At 70.1% G+C, this 17752-nt stretch carries 17 protein-coding genes; 11 read left to right on the forward strand and 6 right to left on the reverse strand.

Annotated features, from left to right (window positions below):
* The first annotated feature begins 194 nt into the window (after positions 1–194).
* The 4 genes from ACW4TU_RS16800 to ACW4TU_RS16815 all read left to right on the forward strand — a co-directional run bounded on the left by ACW4TU_RS16800 (position 195) and on the right by ACW4TU_RS16815 (position 6296).
* The gene (locus ACW4TU_RS16800; RefSeq protein ID WP_457428629.1) at positions 195–1571 is read left to right on the forward strand and encodes an ABC transporter substrate-binding protein; all 1377 of its coding nucleotides are present in this window, start codon (positions 195–197) and stop codon (positions 1569–1571) included.
* Between the two features lie 10 nt (positions 1572–1581).
* Complete coding sequence (locus ACW4TU_RS16805) at positions 1582–2949, forward strand: carbohydrate ABC transporter permease (protein WP_457428630.1); 1368 nt, start codon at positions 1582–1584, stop codon at positions 2947–2949.
* Positions 2950–3047: 98 nt separating this feature from the next.
* Positions 3048–3851, forward strand: coding sequence for a carbohydrate ABC transporter permease (locus ACW4TU_RS16810; protein WP_457430160.1), 804 nt, complete (start codon positions 3048–3050; stop codon positions 3849–3851).
* A 165-nt stretch (positions 3852–4016) separates the two neighbouring features.
* Positions 4017–6296: a bifunctional glycosyltransferase/CDP-glycerol:glycerophosphate glycerophosphotransferase gene (locus ACW4TU_RS16815; protein WP_457428631.1), complete on the forward strand. Its 2280-nt coding sequence runs from the start codon at positions 4017–4019 to the stop codon at positions 6294–6296.
* Here ACW4TU_RS16815 and ACW4TU_RS16820 read toward each other — a convergent pair.
* Complete coding sequence (locus ACW4TU_RS16820) at positions 6286–6699, reverse strand: organic hydroperoxide resistance protein (RefSeq protein WP_457428632.1); 414 nt, start codon at positions 6697–6699, stop codon at positions 6286–6288. The two genes, ACW4TU_RS16815 and ACW4TU_RS16820, sit on opposite strands and share 11 nt — an antisense overlap.
* A gap of 121 nt (positions 6700–6820) precedes the next feature.
* Between ACW4TU_RS16820 and ACW4TU_RS16825 the strand changes: the two genes are divergently transcribed.
* Positions 6821–7285, forward strand: coding sequence for a MarR family winged helix-turn-helix transcriptional regulator (locus tag ACW4TU_RS16825; protein WP_457428633.1), 465 nt, complete (start codon positions 6821–6823; stop codon positions 7283–7285).
* Here ACW4TU_RS16825 and ACW4TU_RS16830 read toward each other — a convergent pair.
* Positions 7248–8876 carry a glycosyltransferase family 39 protein gene (locus ACW4TU_RS16830; protein ID WP_457428634.1) on the reverse strand — a complete coding sequence of 543 codons (1629 nt, stop codon included), beginning with the start codon at positions 8874–8876 and terminating at the stop codon, positions 7248–7250. The genes ACW4TU_RS16825 and ACW4TU_RS16830 overlap by 38 nt on opposite strands.
* Positions 8877–8966: 90 nt before the next feature.
* On the opposite strand from ACW4TU_RS16830, the gene ACW4TU_RS16835 reads away from it, so the two are divergent.
* The 3 genes from ACW4TU_RS16835 (at position 8967) to ACW4TU_RS16845 (ending at position 12285) form a co-directional block, all read left to right on the forward strand.
* Positions 8967–10232, forward strand: coding sequence for a glycosyltransferase 87 family protein (locus ACW4TU_RS16835; protein WP_457428635.1), 1266 nt, complete (start codon positions 8967–8969; stop codon positions 10230–10232).
* A gap of 74 nt (positions 10233–10306) precedes the next feature.
* The gene (gene galE, locus ACW4TU_RS16840) at positions 10307–11293 is read left to right on the forward strand and encodes a UDP-glucose 4-epimerase GalE (protein ID WP_457428636.1); all 987 of its coding nucleotides are present in this window, start codon (positions 10307–10309) and stop codon (positions 11291–11293) included.
* 38 nt (positions 11294–11331) lie between these two features.
* The gene (locus ACW4TU_RS16845) at positions 11332–12285 is read left to right on the forward strand and encodes an ADP-ribosylglycohydrolase family protein (protein WP_457428637.1); all 954 of its coding nucleotides are present in this window, start codon (positions 11332–11334) and stop codon (positions 12283–12285) included.
* On the opposite strand, the gene ACW4TU_RS16850 is transcribed toward ACW4TU_RS16845, so the two are convergent.
* On the reverse strand, positions 12275–12937 hold the full coding sequence (locus tag ACW4TU_RS16850) for a response regulator (RefSeq protein WP_457430162.1): 663 nt from the start codon (positions 12935–12937) through the stop codon (positions 12275–12277). The genes ACW4TU_RS16845 and ACW4TU_RS16850 overlap by 11 nt on opposite strands.
* A 52-nt stretch (positions 12938–12989) precedes the next feature.
* A complete protein-coding gene (locus tag ACW4TU_RS16855; RefSeq protein WP_457428638.1) occupies positions 12990–14141 on the reverse strand; it encodes a sensor histidine kinase in 1152 nt (383 codons plus the stop codon).
* A gap of 203 nt (positions 14142–14344) precedes the next feature.
* Between ACW4TU_RS16855 and ACW4TU_RS16860 the strand changes: the two genes are divergently transcribed.
* A complete protein-coding gene (locus ACW4TU_RS16860) occupies positions 14345–14533 on the forward strand; it encodes a hypothetical protein (protein WP_457428639.1) in 189 nt (62 codons plus the stop codon).
* Between the two features lie 82 nt (positions 14534–14615).
* Here ACW4TU_RS16860 and ACW4TU_RS16865 read toward each other — a convergent pair whose 3' ends face one another.
* On the reverse strand, positions 14616–15263 hold the full coding sequence (locus ACW4TU_RS16865) for a TetR/AcrR family transcriptional regulator (RefSeq protein ID WP_457428640.1): 648 nt from the start codon (positions 15261–15263) through the stop codon (positions 14616–14618).
* A gap of 188 nt (positions 15264–15451) precedes the next feature.
* Between ACW4TU_RS16865 and ACW4TU_RS16870 the strand changes: the two genes are divergently transcribed.
* Both ACW4TU_RS16870 and ACW4TU_RS16875 read left to right on the forward strand, forming a co-directional pair.
* Positions 15452–16384, forward strand: a complete 933-nt coding sequence (locus ACW4TU_RS16870; protein WP_457428641.1) for an ABC transporter permease — start codon at positions 15452–15454, stop codon at positions 16382–16384.
* Between the two features lie 61 nt (positions 16385–16445).
* Complete coding sequence (locus ACW4TU_RS16875; protein ID WP_457430164.1) at positions 16446–17231, forward strand: ABC transporter ATP-binding protein; 786 nt, start codon at positions 16446–16448, stop codon at positions 17229–17231.
* A gap of 24 nt (positions 17232–17255) precedes the next feature.
* On the opposite strand, the gene ACW4TU_RS16880 is transcribed toward ACW4TU_RS16875, so the two are convergent.
* A complete protein-coding gene (locus ACW4TU_RS16880; RefSeq protein ID WP_457428642.1) occupies positions 17256–17699 on the reverse strand; it encodes a GtrA family protein in 444 nt (147 codons plus the stop codon).
* Positions 17700–17752 lie beyond the last annotated feature (53 nt).

Raw genomic sequence — 17752 nt, forward strand, 5'->3', positions numbered from 1 at the left:
TGGGAAAGCAGTTCCGGGGCACCCGGTTTACAGACCGAGACGGGTAGGTGGGTCGGAAACGAAGGACACGACGGGGTCACGATCACCCGTTTGACACCCCAGGCGCACTTGCCGACCCCCACGACCCGGCGTAGACCAGAGCCCACGGGACAAGCGCCGAACACGTTCAACGCCGAACGACGAACGGGGCACACATGCGCAGCACGCTACGTACACGCACTCTGACCGCCCTCTCCGCCACAGCCCTCGCCCTCACCCTCACCTCCTGCGGCTCCGACGACGACCCGGGCGACAAAGGGACCGACACCAGCACGGGCACCGGCACCGGCGGTGACACCTCCGCCTCCGTCAAGCTCCCCAAGCTCGACGGCCAGACACTGGAAGTCGCCGCCGTCTGGACAGGACCCGAGCAGGAGAACTTCACCAAGGTCCTGAAGGAGTTCGAGAAGCGCACCGGCGCGAAGGTCAACTTCGTACCGACCGGCAACAACACCTCCACGTTCCTCGGTACGAAGATCCAGGGCGGCAAGCCCCCGGACGTCGCGTTCCTGCCGCAGGTCGGCGTACTGCACCAGTTCGCCGAGAAGGGCTGGCTCAAGCCCCTCGGCGCGGACGCCCAGGCCCAGCTCGACAAGAACTTCGACGCCGGCTGGAAGGATCTCGGCGCCTTCGAGGGCAAGCAGTACGGCATCTATGTCAAGGCCGCCAACAAGTCCCTGGTCTGGTACAACACCGCCGCGTTCGAGGCCGCGGGCCTCACCGACGCCCCCACCACCTGGAAGGACTTCGTCGCGGCAGCCCAGACCCTGTCCGACGCCGGCTCCCCCGCCGTGTCCGTGGGCGGCGCCGACGGCTGGACCCTCACCGACTGGTTCGAGAACGTCTATCTCTCGCAGGCAGGCCCGGAGAAGTACGACCAGCTCGCCCAGCACAAGATCAAGTGGACCGACCCCTCCGTCAAGGACGCCCTGACCACCCTCGCCGAGCTCTGGGGCAAGGACGACCTCCTCGCGGGCGGTCGTTCCGGCGCGCTGGGGACCGAGTTCCCGAAGTCGGTCACACAGACCTTCTCCGGTGACACCCCGGCGGCGATGGTCTTCGAGGGCGACTTCGTGGCCGCCAACATCAACGCGGACACGAAGGCCAAGATCGGCACGGACGCGAAGGTCTTCCCGTTCCCGGCGGTCGGCGACCAGGCGCCCGTCGTCAGCGGCGGCGACGTCGCCGTGGCGCTGAAGGACGGCGCGGGCGCCCAGGCCCTGCTGACGTTCCTCGGCTCGACCGACGCCGCCGAGATCTGGGCGGCCCAGGGCGGCTTCCTCTCGCCGAGCAAGGCGATGGACCAGAAGGCGTACAAGGACGACGTCACCCGGGACATCGCCAAGGCCCTCATCAAGGCCGGCGACGACTTCCGCTTCGACATGTCCGACCAGGCCCCGGCCGCCTTCGGCGGTACCCAGGGCGTCGGCGAGTGGAAGGACCTCCAGGACTTCCTGAAGAACCCGAAGGACATCGCCGGCACCCAGCGGAATCTAGAGGCCGACGCCGCCAAGGCGTACAAGAACGGCTGACGGCCCCCGCATGGAGTCGAGGACAGACACAGACGACACGACGACACCCGACCCGAAGAGAGACAAGGCCAAGAGAGAAAAGACCAAGAGCGTCACGGGCACCCGCTGGTGGGTGGCAGGCCTGTTCCTGCTGCCCGCCCTGGTCCTGCTGGGCTCGCTCGTCGTCTACCCGATCGGCTACTCGATCTGGCGCAGCCTGTACGACGCCGACGGCTCGGGCTTCGTCGGCCTGGAGAACTACGGCGACATCTTCACGAACGACGCCACGCTGACCGCCGTACGCAACACGGCGATCTGGGTGGCGGTCGCGCCCGCCCTCGTCACCGCGCTCGGTCTGATCTTCGCGGTGCTGACCGAACGGGTGCGCTGGGGTACGGCGTTCAAGCTGATCGTCTTCATGCCTATGGCGATCTCGATGCTCGCGGCGGGCATCATCTTCCGCCTCGTCTACGAGGCGGACCCGGACCAGGGCGTCGCCAACGCGATGGTGACGTCCGTGCACGACGCCTTCGTGGACTCCTCCGTCTATCCGAAGGCCCGCCCGAACGCCCAGGCCAGCGACCTCAAGGCGTCCGGCGGCGGCTCGTTCACCTCCACCGGAACCGTCAGCCCGGGCACCCCGGCGCTGCTGCCCCTCGTAGGCATCGCGCCCAACAAGCTCCCCGGCACGCCCGAGAACGCGAAGGCGGCCGGCGCCTCCGGTTCCGGGATCAGCGGCACCGTCTGGCTGGACTTCAAGCTCGGCGGTGGCGGCACGAAGGGTCAGGTCGACCCGGGTGAGAAGGCGCTGGCGGGGGTCAAGGTCCAGGCCGTGAAGGACGGGCAGGTCGTCGCCTCGGCGACCAGCGGCGCCGACGGGACCTTCAGCCTGCCCGCCGACGCCGACGGCGCCCAACTGCGCCTGCCCGGCTCGAACTTCGCCGCCGCCTACAACGGGATCGACTGGCTCGGGCCCACCCTGGTCACCCCGGCCATCATCGGCAGCTACACCTGGATGTGGGCCGGGTTCGCGATGGTGCTCATCGCGGCGGGGCTCGCGGGTGTGGACCGGAACCTGCTGGAGGCGGCGCGGGTCGACGGCGCGAACGAGTGGCAGGTGTTCCGGCGGATCACCGTGCCGCTCCTCGCACCCGTGCTGGTCGTCGTTCTCGTCACGCTGATGATCAACGTGATGAAGGTGTTCGACCTCGTCTACATCATCGCCCCGCAGCCGAGTCAGGACGACGCCAACGTCCTCGCGCTCCAGTTGTTCCTGTCGTCGTTCGGCGGTGGCGGCAACTACGGCGTCGGCAGCGCGATCGGCGTCATTCTGCTGCTGCTCGTCCTGCCGGTGATGTTCGTCAATCTCCGTCGACTCAGGAAGGAGCGTCAGCGGTGACGACCGTGGACCCGGCCCTCGACCCAGCTCCCGCCCCGCCCGTGCGCGCCGAGCGCTCCTTCGCCGCCCGCGTCGCCAGTGGTGCGGCAGGCGGCGTGATGCGGTTCTTCCTCATCCTCGTCGCGCTCATCTGGATGGTGCCGACGTTCGGGCTGCTCGTGTCGTCGTTCCGCGACCCGACGGACATCTCCACCTCCGGGTGGTGGAAGGTGTTCACGGCGCCCGGGCAGCTGACCGCCAAGAGCTACCGGACGCTGCTGGAGAACGACGCGATCACCAGCTCCCTCCTCAACACCATCTGGATCACGGTTCCGGCGACGCTCCTGGTCGTCATGATCGGCGCGATGGCCGGATACGCCTTCGCGTGGATGGACTTCAAGGGGCGCGACTGGTGGTTCCTGGTCGTCGTCGCGCTGCTCGTCGTACCCGTGCAGGTGGCGCTGATCCCGCTCTCCGATCTCTTCGGGAAGATCGGGATCTTCGGCGACATCATCGGGGTGGTGCTGTTCCACGTGGGGTTCGGGCTGCCGTTCGCGATCTTCCTGCTGCGGAACTTCTTCGCGGAGATCCCGCGCGAGCTGCTGGAGGCGGCCCGGCTGGACGGCGCGGGCGAGATGAGGCTGTTCGCGACCGTCGTCATGCCGCTCGCCGCGCCCGCCATCGCGTCCCTGGGCATCTTCCAGTTCCTGTGGGTGTGGAACGACATGCTGGTCGCGCTGGTGTTCTCCGACTCGCAGTCGCAGCCGCTGACGGTCGCGCTCCAGCAGCAGGTACGGCAGTTCGGCAGCAACATCGAGGTACTGGCGCCGGGCGCGTTCATCTCGATGGTGATTCCGCTGGCCGTGTTCTTCGCGTTCCAGCGGCAGTTCGTGTCGGGGGTGATGGCGGGCGCGGTGAAGTGACGCGATCAAGTGACGCGATCAAGTAAACGGATAAGCATCCCACTTGTGAGGTTACGGGTTCAAACGCCCATGTCCCCCACATGCCGCAATCGGCGTAACCAAGTCACTCCATCGGCCGTTCCCGGGCAGTAGGCCCGCGCCGACCCGCCGACCCATGGATGTGCCTTGCCCAGGTTCAGTGTCATCGTCCCCGCGTACAAGGTTCAGGCGTATCTGCAGGACTGCCTGGAATCGGTGCTCGACCAGTCGTATCCGGATCTCGAAGTGATCGCCGTCGACGACGGCTCCCCCGACGCCTGCGGTGCGCTCGTCGACGAGTTCGCGGCACGCGACGCCCGTGTGCGCCCCGTCCACCTCCCGGAGAACGGCGGGGTGGGCGGGGCGCGCAACGCGGGCATCGAGCGCGCCACCGGGGACTATCTCGTCTTCGTCGACGGCGACGACACCCTCGCCCCGGACGCGCTGCGGGCGATCGCCGACCGGATCAAGGAGGCGGGCGACCCGGACGTCGTCGTCTACGACCACGCGCACGCCCTCTGGACCGGCGAAACCGTCCGCAGCCCGTTCCTCCACCAGCTCACCGAGCAGGGTCCCGTCCCCTTCCGGCTCGACGACAGGCCCTTGCTGCTCAAGCTGCCGCTGGTGGCCTGGAACAAGGCGTACCGGCGCGAGTTCGTCGAGCGCGAGGGTCTCGCCTTCGCGCCCGGCGCCCACACGGACACCTCCTGGACGGTCCCGGCGCTGCTCGCCGCCGAGTCGGTCGCGACCCTGGACCGGGTCTGCGTCCACCACCGCCGGCAGCGGCAGATCACCAGCACCCCCACCGATCATGGCGGTCATGGGCACTTCGACATCCACGAGCAGTACGACCGGGTCTTCGCGTTCGTCGACGCGCGCCCCGAACTCGCGCACTGGCGGCCGGTGTTGTTCCGTCGGATGGTCGACCAGCTGATGGCGGTGCTGGCCCGCGCGGACCGGCTGCCGCGCACCGCCCGCGCCGAGTTCCTGCGCAGGTCGCGGGCCCACTACCGCCGTTACCGCACCCCGGGTGCCGCCGTTCCACTGCACGCGCGGCTGCGGCACCTCCTCGTCCGGACGGGCAGCTACCGCACGTATCGGGTGGTGCGTCTCGCGTCCGCTCTGCGCAGGCATACCACCCGGTTCGTCAAGTCCCTTGCGCGGAGCGTCCGTTCGTCCGCCCTGCGGCTGCACTACCGGGTCCAGCGGCGGCTGCCGCTGCGCGCCGACCGGGCCGTCTTCACCAGTCACTCCGGGCGCGGGTACGGCTGCAACCCGGGCGCCCTGGAAGCCGCGTTCCGTTCCTTCGTGCCGGGCATCCGGACGGCGTGGGTCGCCCGCCCCGAGCACCATCACACGCTTCCGACGGCGACCGCCCGGGTGCGACCGGGCACCGCCGCCTACTGGACGGCGTTGGCCCGCTCCAAGTACCTGGTGAGCAACGCCAGTTGGGACGACCGCTTTGTGAAGCGGGCCGGGCAGACGGTGATCCAGACGCAAGCCGGAACCCCGCTGAAGCGCATGGGCCTCGACCTCCAGGACCGGCCGGCCGCCGCCCGTGACACCGACTTCACCGCGCTCCTCGCGGACGTCGACACCTGGGACCACTGCCTGTCGGCCAACCGTCACTCGACCCTCGTTTGGGAGCGGGTCTTCCCCGGCGGCTACACCACCCTCGAAACCGGGCAGCCCCGCAACGACGTGTTCCAGCAGGCCACTTCGGCGGACGTGACCCGGCTGCGCGAGTCGCTGGGCATTCCGGAGGGATCGGTCGCGATCCTGTACGCGCCCACCCACCGCGACTATCTGCGCGGCCCCCGCCACACCCTCGACCTGGAACGCGTCCTGCGCCAACTCGGCCCGCGCTACGTGCTGCTGGCCCGCGCGCACCATCTCTACGACGCCCCGCTGGCGCCCGCTTCCGGCGGCCGGCTCATCGACGTGACCGGCCATCCGAGCATCGAGTCACTGTGTCTGGCCTCGGACGCGCTGGTCACCGACTACTCGTCGCTGATGTTCGACTACGCCAACCTGGACCGGCCGATCGTGATCCACTCGGACGACTGGGAGGCGTACGAGGCGGCCCGTGGCACCTACTTCGACCTGCGCGCCTTCCCGCCGGGCGCGGTCGCGCGCAGCGAGGACGAGCTGATCGACATCTTCGCGACCGGGCACTGGCGCGGTTCACGCTCCGCGCAGCTGCGGGGGGCGTTCCGCGAGCGGTTCTGTCCGTACGACGACGGGCGCACCGCCGAACGGGTCGTCCGGCGACTGGTGCTGGGCGAAACGGCCCGGCAGACGCCGGTCACTCCGCTCACCGAGCGCCACCCGGTGCCGTCGGCGGCGGCCACGTTCGCCGCCGCAGCCCTCGCGAGCGTGCCCCGTCCGCAGCCCAGCCCCGAAGGCGCACGCAGTACTACTCGATGACGAGGTCGACCTCGATGTTGCCGCGCGTCGCGTTGGAGTACGGGCAGACCTGGTGGGCCTGCTCGACCAGCTTGCGGCCGGTCTCCGCGTCGACGGTGTCGGGCAGCTCGACGCGGAGGGTGACCTTGAGGCCGAAGCCCTCGCCCTGCTTGCCTATGCCGACCTCGGCGGTCACGGCGGCGTCACTGACGTCGACCTTCGCGTTGCGGCCGACCAGGCCCAGCGCGCTGCCGAAACAGGCGGCGTAACCGGCGGCGAAGAGCTGCTCCGGGTTGGTACCGGCACCGTTGCCGCCCAGCTCCACCGGCATGGCGAGCGCAAGGTCCACCTTGCCGTCGGAGCTGACGGCGCGGCCCTCGCGGCCGTGCGTGGCGGTGGCGACTGCGGTGTAGATGGCGTCCATGGAACCCGTCCCTCTCATCAAGCTTCCCTGGAGCCCCTCGCGGGGTCCCTTATGGAGACAACTTAAGCACACAATTCAATTGTGCACAACTAAATGACGGGCAAAGAGGTATCGTAGAGACATGTCAGCAACCTCCGCCTCCGCCGAGGACTACCTCCGTCTGGACCAGCAGATCTGCTTCTCCCTGAACGCGGCGTCCCGCGCCTTCAACGGCGTCTATCGCGTGGTCCTCAAGGACCTCGGACTCACCTACCCCCAATACCTGGTGATGCTCGTGCTGTGGGAGCACGGCCAGCTGCCCGTGAAGAAGGTCGGCGAACACCTTCGCCTCGACTCCGGCACACTGTCACCGCTGCTCAAGCGGCTGGAGACGGCCGGTCTCGTCCGGCGCGAGCGCAGCGCCCGGGACGAGCGGTCGGTGGAGGTACGGGCGACCGAGGAGGGCCTCGCGCTGCGCGAGCGGGCGATTCAGGTGCCGCGCCGGATCGGCGCGGCGACCGGCTTCGACGTGGACGAGATCCGGGCGTTGCGGGCCCGTCTCGACGAGCTCACTGTCGCCTTGGACGCGGCGACCCTGGAGGGGTAGCGCTTTTCCGGGCGGCCGCGGCGCCGTCGTGGCCGGTCGCGCCCACGCGGCGGAGCGGCATATCGATACCGCCCCGCGCCTCTCTGGGTCGCCCTGCCGAGCTGCGCTCATACAGGCGCAGCGTCACCCCGCCACCCCTGACCTCCCTCCTCGGCTCGAACTCCTTCTCCACCACCGCCAGTTTGGCCCGCTCGGTCGGGCTGCCAGGAGACCAGGACGCGCGCAGGGCGTACGGTTCCGCGACCAGCCACACATGATCCAGTCCCGCCAGTTGCCGCCGTAGCGTGGTGGGGTCCGTCTCGACGCCGTACAGCGTGCCGGACGTGCGCGCGGATCTGGCGAGGGCCACGTCCCGGGTGCCGCGGAACCCCTTCGGGTACGCCAGCGCCGAGCGCCGCCCGATGGCCGGCAGGAACAGCACCGGGTCACCGGGGCGCAGTTCACGAGCCGCGAGCGCGGAGGCGACGGCGAGATTGTCACCGCCACGCTGGGCCATGGAACGGTCCTGCCGGAGCAGCGGCAACTGGTGCGCGCAGACGAGGGCCACCGCGAGCGCCCCGGCCGCGGTGACGGTCACACGGGGCAGCCGCGGCACGGCCCGCGCGATCCGGTCGGCCCCGGCGGCGGCGAGAAGGGGGGCGCCGGCGAGGGCGTACAGGACGTAACGGGCGTCGTAGAGCGGTGACCACTGGGACACGGTCATGAGGATCGCGGGCGGTACGACGAGCAGGGGAAGGGCGACGGCCGGGAGGGGGAGGCCATGGCGGCCGGGGCGCTCGGCCCAGGGGCGGCGCAGCCCCACGTACATGAGGATCAGGCAGGGGGCGAGGACCTCGTCCGTCGGGCCGGCGAACTGGCGTACGAGTTGGTCCACGCTGTCCTGGCCGGGTGGCCGCAACCACGCCACCTGCGCCGACTGGGCGTGCGAGAGCAGCACCAGTGGGAGCAGCGCCAGCGCCACGGTGACCGCCGCGCAGAGCCAGCCCGCCCACACCCGCCGGGGGACGCGGGCGAGCGCGAGGGTCACGGCGTGCGCGAGGAGCAGCAGGACGGCGAACTCGTGGAGGAGACAGGTGACGGCCACGACCACTCCGTACGGCATCCAGGAGCGGCCCCCGACCGCCCGCACGAGCAGCAGCGTCGCGCCGGCCGCACCGGCAGCGACCATGGCGTACGAGCGGCCCTCCTGGGCGTAGTGGCCGACCATCGGATTGACCGCGTACAGCAGACCGGCCCAGAGGCCGACGCGCGGGCGGGCCAGGCGGGCACCGAGGGCCGCGACGAGGCCGGCGGTCGCGACCGCGGCGAGGACGGACGGCATCCGCAGGAGGACCTCGCCGGGGTGGACGGCGAGGACGGGCCGCATGAACAGGTAGTACAGGCCGTGCACGGCGTCGACCTGGCGCAGCAGCCGCCAGATCTGCGGCACCGTGCGCCGCGCGACCTGGAAGGTGGCCGCCTCGTCACGCCATATGCCGCCCCGGTCGAGCCCCCAGCAGCCGATCACCAGCATGACGGCCATGGGGATCACGGGAACCGCGACGGCGGCTGTCTTCTCGTTCATCTCCTTGTTCATCGGTCTGTTGATCACGGGCCTGATTTTGTGCGATTAGACAATCTTTGTTGGGGATTGATGGCGAATTGACGTGAATGTGGCATTTCTGCGGCTTACGATCCCGCCGTGACGAGACCCCCCACCCCCACCGCCCGCCTCCTCACCCTCACCCTCGGCTGGGCCGCCTCCCGGGCCCTGATGCTGTGGCTGCTGGTCCACGACGACATCCCGCTGCTCGGCGGCGGCGGGGTGGCGCGTGAGGTTCAGCGGCTGTACTTCCGCTGGTACGGCGTCCTCACCCAGGGCACGTTCCCGGCGGACGACAGGCTGTGGCAGTACCCGCCGGGCGCGGGTCCGGTGCTGCTGTCGCCCGCGCTGCTCCCGACGCTCACGTATTTCGAGGCGTTCGTGGCGCTCACACTGGCCGCCGACGTCCTGATCCTGCTGGCCCTCACGCGCGCGGGGAGCCGTCCGGGCCGCTCCCTGCGCGGTGCCGCGTACTGGACGGCCGGCCTGCCCCTCCTCCTCCAGGTGCCGCTGGCCCGCTACGACGTGCAGGTCACGGCGTTCGCCGTCATCTCCCTGTTGACGTTGTCGCGCTCCCCGCGCGCGTGCGGCGCGTTCGCGGCACTGGGCGCCCTGGTGAAGGTCTGGCCCGCGCTGGTACTGCTGGGCATGCCGAAGGGCCGTACGACCCGGTCGGCCTGGACGTCCGCGACGGTCACGGCGACGGCCGCGCTGGCACTCCTGGCAGTGGTCTTCAGCAACCCGTTCTCCTTCCTGCGCCAGCAGGGCGGGCGGGGCGTGCAGATCGAGTCGTTCGGCGGGACCGCGCTCTCCCTCGCCACGCGCGCCGGGTGGGAGGGGCGCGTGCGCTACCAGTACGGCGCGATGGAGTTCGTGGGCCCGTACGTCTCGGCCGTGGCAGCGCTCTCCCTCGCCCTGACGGGCGTGGCGTTCGGGCTTCTGCTGCTGTGGCGGGTGCGGGCCCGGCACTGGACGGAGGCGACACCGTTCGACGCGGCACTGACCGCCGTACTCCTCTTCACGGTCACCAGCCGGGTCATCAGCCCGCAGTACCTCGTCTGGCTGCTCGGACTGGCCGCCGTGTGCCTGACCTCACGGCACACCAGCCAGCGCCCGGTGGCGTGGCTCCTGCTGGCGGCAGCGGCGGTCAGCGCTCTCGACTATCCGGTCCTGTACGCCGAGGTCATTCACTGCACCTGGACGGGGGTGGCGGTGATGGTCGTACGCAACGGCCTGCTGGCCGCGGCGGCCCTCCTGTCCTTCGTACGGTTGTGGCGCTCGGCCCGCCCGGCCGCTGTTCGGGTTCCGCTTCCGGCGCGTTCCTTCGTCCGTTCACTCTCCGAGCGGGAACTCAGTGCGCCGTAACGGGAGTTAGCTGACAAAGTTCAACCGCCCATCCGACCACCCGACCACCCGACCACACGAGGGGACGGCCGCACATGACCTGGCTGATCACCGGCGGCGCCGGCTACATCGGGGCGCACGTCGTGCGCGCGATGACCGAAGCGGGCGAACGAGCTGTGGTGTACGACGACCTGTCCACCGGAATCGCCGAGCGCGTGCCGGACGGCGTACCGCTGGTGGTCGGCTCGACCCTGGACGGCGAGCGGGTGGCGCGTGCCCTGCGGGACCACGAGGTGACGGGTGTGGTCCATCTGGCGGCGAAGAAGCAGGTGGGCGAGTCGGTGGACCGCCCCCTGCACTACTACCGGGAGAACCTGGAGGGGCTGCGCGTCCTGCTGGACGCGGTCACGGCGGCCCGCGTCCCGTCGTTCGTGTTCTCGTCCTCGGCGGCGGTGTACGGCATGCCCGAGGTGGAGCTGGTGACGGAGGACACGCCGTGCGCACCGATGAGCCCGTACGGCGAGACGAAGCTGGCGGGTGAGTGGCTGGTCCGCGCGACGGGCCGGGCGACGGGTCTTTCCACCGCCTGCCTCCGCTACTTCAACGTGGCGGGCGCGGCGGCCCCGGAGCTGGCGGACGTGGGCGTCTTCAACATCGTCCCCATGATCTTCGAACGCCTGACGGCCCACGAACCCCCGCGCGTCTTCGGCGACGACTACCCGACCCCGGACGGCACCTGCGTACGGGACTACATCCATGTGATGGACCTGGCGGAGGCCCATGTGGCGACGGCCCGGGCGCTGGAGACGACACCGGGCCGCGAACTCACCCTCAACATCGGCCGGGGCGAGGGGGTTTCGGTCCGCGAGATGATCGACCGCGTGAACGGCGTGACGGGCCGCACCCTGCCCCCGGTCGTGGCCCCGCGCCGCCCGGGCGACCCGGCGAGGGTCGTGGCCTCGGCCGACCGCATCGCCACAGAGCTGGGCTGGAAGGCGAAGCACGACGTCCAGGACATGATCACCTCGGCATGGGAGGGCTGGCTCCGCCTGCATCCGGAGGCGGGGACGGGCGCACCCTAGTCGCATCCCGGGTGCGGCGGCCTCCGTATCCTGCGGCTGTGGACGACCGGAGTGCTCAGCGGGAACGTGCGCGACTGGCGGCGGGCGCCGTCGTCGGTTCGGCCGTCGGGGACGCGCTGGGCGCGCCCTTCGAGTTCGGCCCCGAGGGTGCCTTCTCCGCGCGTTTCCCCCGGGCCGGCCAGGGCGGTGAGATGTGCGGGGGCGGCGGCTGGGACCCGGGTGAGGCGACCGACGACACGCAGATGGCGGTGCTGGTCGGGGAGTCACTGCTGGAGTGCGGCGGGCTCGAACTCCCGGACGTCTTCCGGCGGTTCCGAAGATGGGCGATGAGCGAACCCAAGGACATCGGGCTGCAGACGGAGGCGGTGCTGTGCGGCCCCGACGACTGGGACATGGCCGCCGCCCTGCACTTTCAGACCAGTCAACGCGGCGCGGGCAACGGCGCGTTGATGCGAGCAGCCACCTCAGCCGTGTACTTCGCGGGCCAGGGCCGGCAGGCCACGATGGACGCCGGCCGGCGCATCGCCGCGCTCACCCACGGGGACCGCGCCGCCTGGGAGGGGACGGCCCTCTGCCACGAGCTGGTGCGGGTCGCGCTGGCCGGCGACGACCCGCTCACCGCCGTACCGGAGGCCCTCGCAGCGGTCCACCCCGAACACCGGGCCCGCTACGCCACCGTCCTCGCCCCCGACTGGCACCCCGACCTGGCCACGGAGTTCAACGGCGCCGTCTGGCCCTGCCTCGGCTCCGCCGTATGGGCGCTGCGGACCACGTCCTCGTACGAGGCGGCCGTCCGCGCGGCGATCGACCTCGGCGGCGACACCGACACCGTCGCGGCCGTCACCGGCACCCTCGCCGGGGCGGTGTACGGCGTCACCGGCATCCCCGCGCGCTGGACCGGGCCGTTGCACGTGCCCCTGCCGGGTTTCGGTGAACGGGTGCTGCGCACAACGGAGTTGGAGTCACTGGCGCGCGGGCTGGTCAGCCGGTAGCCGGACCCTTCCGGTTGTTCAGATACGCCAGTACCGCCAGCACCCGGCGGTGTCCGCTGTCGGTCGGGGGCAGGCCCAGCTTCAGGAACACGTTGCCGATGTGTTTGCTGACCGAGCGGTCCGTGACCACCAGGGTCTTGGCGATCATCGTGTTGTCGTGGCCCTCCGCCATCAGCTCCAGGACCTCGCGCTCGCGCGGGGTGAGGGAGTCGAGGGGGGAGTCGCGGCGGCGGGTGAGGAGTTCGGCGACGACCTCGGGGTCGAGGGCCGTGCCGCCGGCGGCGACGCGTTCCAGGGCGTCGAGGAACTCGTCGACCCTGCCCACGCGGTCCTTGAGGAGATAGCCGACGCCGCTCGCGCCGCCGCCCAGCAGCTCCGCCGCGTACGACTCCTCCACGTACTGGGAGAGGACCAGCACCGGAAGGCCGGGGATCTGTTCCCGCGCCTCCAACGCCGCGCGCAGACCCTCGTCGCGGAAGCCTGGAGGCATCCGGACGTCCAGTACGGCGGCGTCCGGGCGGTGTTCGAGGAGGGCCGGCAGTACCTCGGGGCCGCTGCCCACTTCGGCCAGGACCTCGTGGCCGGCCGACGTCAGCAGCAGGACGAGGCCCTGTCTCAGCAGGGCGTTGTCCTCGGCGATCACTACGCGCATGACGGTCCTGTTCTCGATCCGGTCCAGCTCGCCGATCAAGCGGCGGTCGCGCTCACCATACGCAGGGCAGTTCCACCTCGATCACGGTCGGCCCCCCAACCGGGCTCGACACGTCCACGCTTCCGTCCAGCGCGGCCACCCGGCGGCGCATCCCGAGCAGTCCGGTACCGCCCTTCTCGTCGGCGCCGCCCTTGCCGTGGTCGCCCACCCGGACCTTCAACCCCCTTGGTACACGGGCGAGTTCCACCCAGGCGGTCGGCGAACCGCTGTACTTCGCCGCGTTCGTCAGCGCCTCGGTGATCACGAAGTACGCGGCGGCCTCCACCGCCGCGGGCGCCCGTACGCCGTCCTCGACCCCGTCGTCGACCACGCCGACCTCCAGTCCGCTGCTCGACGCCAACGCCCGTACGGCACCCACCAGCCCCCGGTCGGTGAGGATCGGCGGATGGATGCCGCGCACCACGTTGCGCAGCTCGGTCAACGCCTCCTCGGCCTGGTCCTGGGCGTCCTCCAGCAGCTTGCGGGCGGCGTCCGGGTCACGGTCGTACGCCCGTTTCGCGAGGCCGATCCGCATGGACAGGGAGACCAGGCGGGCCTGGGCGCCGTCGTGCAGGTCCCGTTCGATGCGCCGCAGTTCGGCCCCGTGCGCGGCGACCGCGTCGGCCCGGGTCGCCTTCAGCTGCTCGACGCGCAGGGCGAGCTGCGCCTTGGGCGAGGGCTTGAGCAGGCCGGCCGACCAGGAGGCGTCGAGGTCGGCGAGCCTGCTGATGAGGGGGAGGACGACGGCCTCGCGGCCCAGCAGTCCGCACCAGACACCGTCGACGACGAGGCCCACCGGCCAGAGCGGGATCATCAGCAGCGGCAGGGCGCCGTACACGTAGTGGGCGAGCATCCAGCGCAGGTCGGTGCGCGTACCGGGGTCGCGGACGACGATGCGCAGCTTCTCCTTCAGCCTGCCCTCGATGGGCAGATACGCCTCGGGGATCTCCGCGCCCGACCACTCGGTCGCCATCCGCCGCTTGGTGCCGGCGATCCGGCGGATGAGCAGGACCGTCTCGGGGAGCATCCCGATGCCGACGACCGCGAGCGAGACGGTGGCCGTGATCAGCAGGACGGTGATGAATATGTACGAGCCGAAGGCCAGGATCGCGACCGCGACCAGCTGGACCGTGGCCCGCGCTGCTTGCCGCAGTGTCTTCCACATGGTCATCAGGCTAGGCGACGGGTCGGCGGGAGCGCGGGAGACCCAGCTCCCGGGCGATGGTGTAGCTCGCTACACCATCGGTTCGGGAGAGCACTCCCTCGTGGCGGCGGGCGGATGCCGGGATCGTTGATCTCGGAAGTTCACGGCTCCCCCACTCGGCTCCCCCGGTCGGAAGGAGCTACCCACCTCGGAAGGAAAATCCCATGAAGGCGCTCCTCTCGTCCCGCCCGGTCCTCTGGTTCCTGTTCCTCTTCAACCTCACCGTCGCGGCGGTGGCGCCCTTCGCGGTGGACGGCGCACAGGGCCTCGCGACCAGCGCGGGCATGGGAGTCGTGTCACTGGGCGCCGGGATGGGCCTGCTGAAGGGCCGGCGTCAGGGACAGCAAGCCTGACAGCAGACCTTGACGGGGGCGGGCGGTGACCACGGTCATCGCCCGCCCCCGTTCCGTCGTACGGACAGCCCGCCACAGCCCGCTACAGCGCCTTCAGCGCCGCCGTGGTCGCCCGGGCCAGCGCCGCCAGATACCCCTTGGGCAGCTTCGGGTTCCGGATCACGACCGAGCGCCAGTAGAGCGGCCCCGAGATCAGGTCGAGGGCCAGGTCGGGGTCGATGCCCGAACGGACCTCCCCCCGTTCCTCCGCCGCCGCGACGATCCCGCTCGCGACGCCTTCCTGCCCCTCCCGCAGCGCCTTCTGCAGGGCGTCGGCGATCTCGGGGTTGCGGGCGGCCTCGGCCTGGAGGTCGGGGATGACCTGCGAGGCCACCGGGTGGCGCAGCGCGCGGGACGTCAGCTCGTACAGCAGCCGCAGGTCGCCCTCCAGCGTGCCCGTGTCCGGCGCCGGCAGCCCCTGCACCGCTATCGCCGAGACCAGGTCGAGCACCAGGTGCAGTTTCGAACGCCAGCGCCGGTAGACCGCCGTCTTGCCGACGCCCGCCCGGCGCGCGATGCCCTCGATGGACATCCGGGCGTACCCGGCGGACGCCAGCTCCTCGAACACGGCCGCCCGGATGGCCTCCGTCACGTCCTCCCGCAGTACGGCGGCTCCGGCGGGGGCCCGGCGGCGGGTCCGTGCCGGCGCGGTCCCGGGCTCGTCGGTGTTCGTCGTCATACGGACCAGCATAGGGGCGTGACGACGAAACGGTTGCGTTCCGACGCCGAATCGGAATACGCTCCCGTCACGACGATACGGTCCCGTCCCGACGTAAGAGTATGGCAAGAATCGCGTAAGGAACCCAAGGAACCGGCGGGGGACGCCTGACACGGGAACCGGTCGCGCACCCCCTTTTCCCCCGAGCGAAAGCAGCGGATGTGAGCCAGGCCCTCGACACACCGCCCCAGTCCACACCACCCCCCTCGCAGGTCACGCAGGCCGGCGACGACCTCACGGCGCTCGCCGTCCGGTACGGCCTCTCGGTCAGCGGCGCCCGTCCCACCCTGCGCACATATGTCAGCCAGCTGTGGGCACGGCGCCACTTCATCACCGCGTTCGCCACCGCCAAGCTCACCGCCCAGTACAGCCAGGCGAAGCTCGGCCAGATCTGGCAGGTGATGACCCCGCTGCTCAACGCGGCGGTCTACTACTTCATCTTCGGCGTCCTGCTGGGCACCAAGCACGGGGTGCCGGACTACATCCCGTTCCTGGTCACGGGCGTGTTCATCTGGACGTTCACCCAGAGCTCGATCATGGCGGGCACCCGCGCGATCGCCGGCAACCTCGGCCTCGTCCGGGCCCTGCACTTCCCGCGCGCGGCCCTGCCGATCTCCTTCTGCATCCAGCAGCTCCAGCAACTGCTGTTCTCGATGGCCGCGCTGATCGTGATCCTGCTCTGCTTCGGCATCCCCGTCACTGCCTCCTGGCTGCTGGTCATCCCCGCCCTGACACTCCAGTTCGTGTTCAACGCGGGCGTGTCGATGATCATGGCGCGGATGGGCGCGTCGACCCCGGACATCGCCCAGCTGATGCCGTTCGTGCTGCGGACCTGGATGTACGTGTCCGGGGTCATGTGGAGCATCGACAAGCTGGCCAAGAAGGACAATCTGCCGCACGTGGTGTCGGTGCTCCTGGAGAACAACCCGGCGGCGATCTACATCGACCTGATGCGTTTCGCGCTGATCGACAGCTACCACTCCAGCCAGCTGCCGGCGCACGTCTGGCCGATCGCGACCGGCTGGGCGCTGCTCGTGGGCGTCGGCGGTTTCATCTACTTCTGGAAGGCTGAGGAGACGTACGGCCGTGGCTGAGAACCCGAGCAACCCGAGCAACCCGAGCAACCCGAGCAACCCGAGCAACCCGAACGAGCAGATCCCCACCGTCGTCGCCAACGGCGTCGACATCGTCTACCGGGTCAACGGCACGGGCGCCGGACGTGGCACCGCGACCGCCGCCCTCAACCGCATGATGCGGCGCAAGCAGAGCGAGAAGGCGGCCGGTGTGCGCAAGGTGCACGCCGTCAAGAACGTCTCCTTCGTCGCCTACCGCGGCGAGGCCGTCGGCCTGATCGGCACCAACGGCTCCGGCAAGTCCACGCTGCTCAAGGCGGTCGCCGGACTGCTGCCGGTGGAGAACGGCAGCATCTACACAGATGGCCAGCCCTCCCTCCTCGGCGTCAACGCGGCCCTGATGGGCGACCTGACGGGCGAGCGGAACGTCTATCTCGGCGGTCTCGCGATGGGCATGTCCCGGGAGCAGATCAAGGAGCGCTACCAGGGCATCGTCGACTTCTCGGGGATCAACGAGAAGGGCGACTTCATCACCCTCCCCATGCGGACGTACTCCTCCGGCATGGGCGCCCGCCTGCGCTTCTCCATCGCCGCCGCCAAGGACCACGACGTACTGCTGATCGACGAGGCGCTGGCGACCGGCGACCGCTCGTTCCAGCAGCGCTCCGAGGAACGCATCCGCGAGCTGCGCCAGCACGCGGGCACGGTGTTCCTGGTCAGCCACAACAACAAGTCGATCCGCGACACCTGTGACCGCGTCCTGTGGCTGGAACGCGGCGAACTCCGGATGGACGGCCCGACGGACGACGTACTGAAGGAGTACGAGGCCTTCACCAACCGCCCGGCCAAGCCCGCCCGGGCCGCATAGGACCTGTTGGCCTGTTCGGCACCACTAGTGCCGGAACACCCACGTCCGGTAGACGAGGAAGCGGAACGCCGACGCGAGCACGATCGAGACGCCCTTCACCTCATTCGACTCGACGGGCCCATGCAATCCCAGACCGTGATAACCGATGTAGAACAGGCCGCTTTCCATCGCGATGCCGATCGCGCTGAACACGAAAAACAGCGCGATCTGCTGCCTGGTACGTGAGGCCCTGTCCCGGTACGTGAAATAGCGGAAGCCCAGGAAGTTCGTGCCCATGGCGATGAGGCTGGCGAGGACGGTGGCCGTCATCGCCCGCCAACCGAGGCCGTGCAGCAGCAGGTTGAAGAACAGGAAGTTCACCAGGACGCCGCTGCCGCCGACGGCTCCGAATTTCACCGCTTCAAGGATTACGCGCCGCACCGGTCGGGCAGGAACGGACAGTCGGTCCTCGGAGACATTCACACTCACGCCCGCGACTTTATCCGAGGCGTCCCGCCTAGCAGAAAAGGGTAAATTCCCTG

Source organism: Streptomyces kryoterrae, from assembly GCF_054072135.1.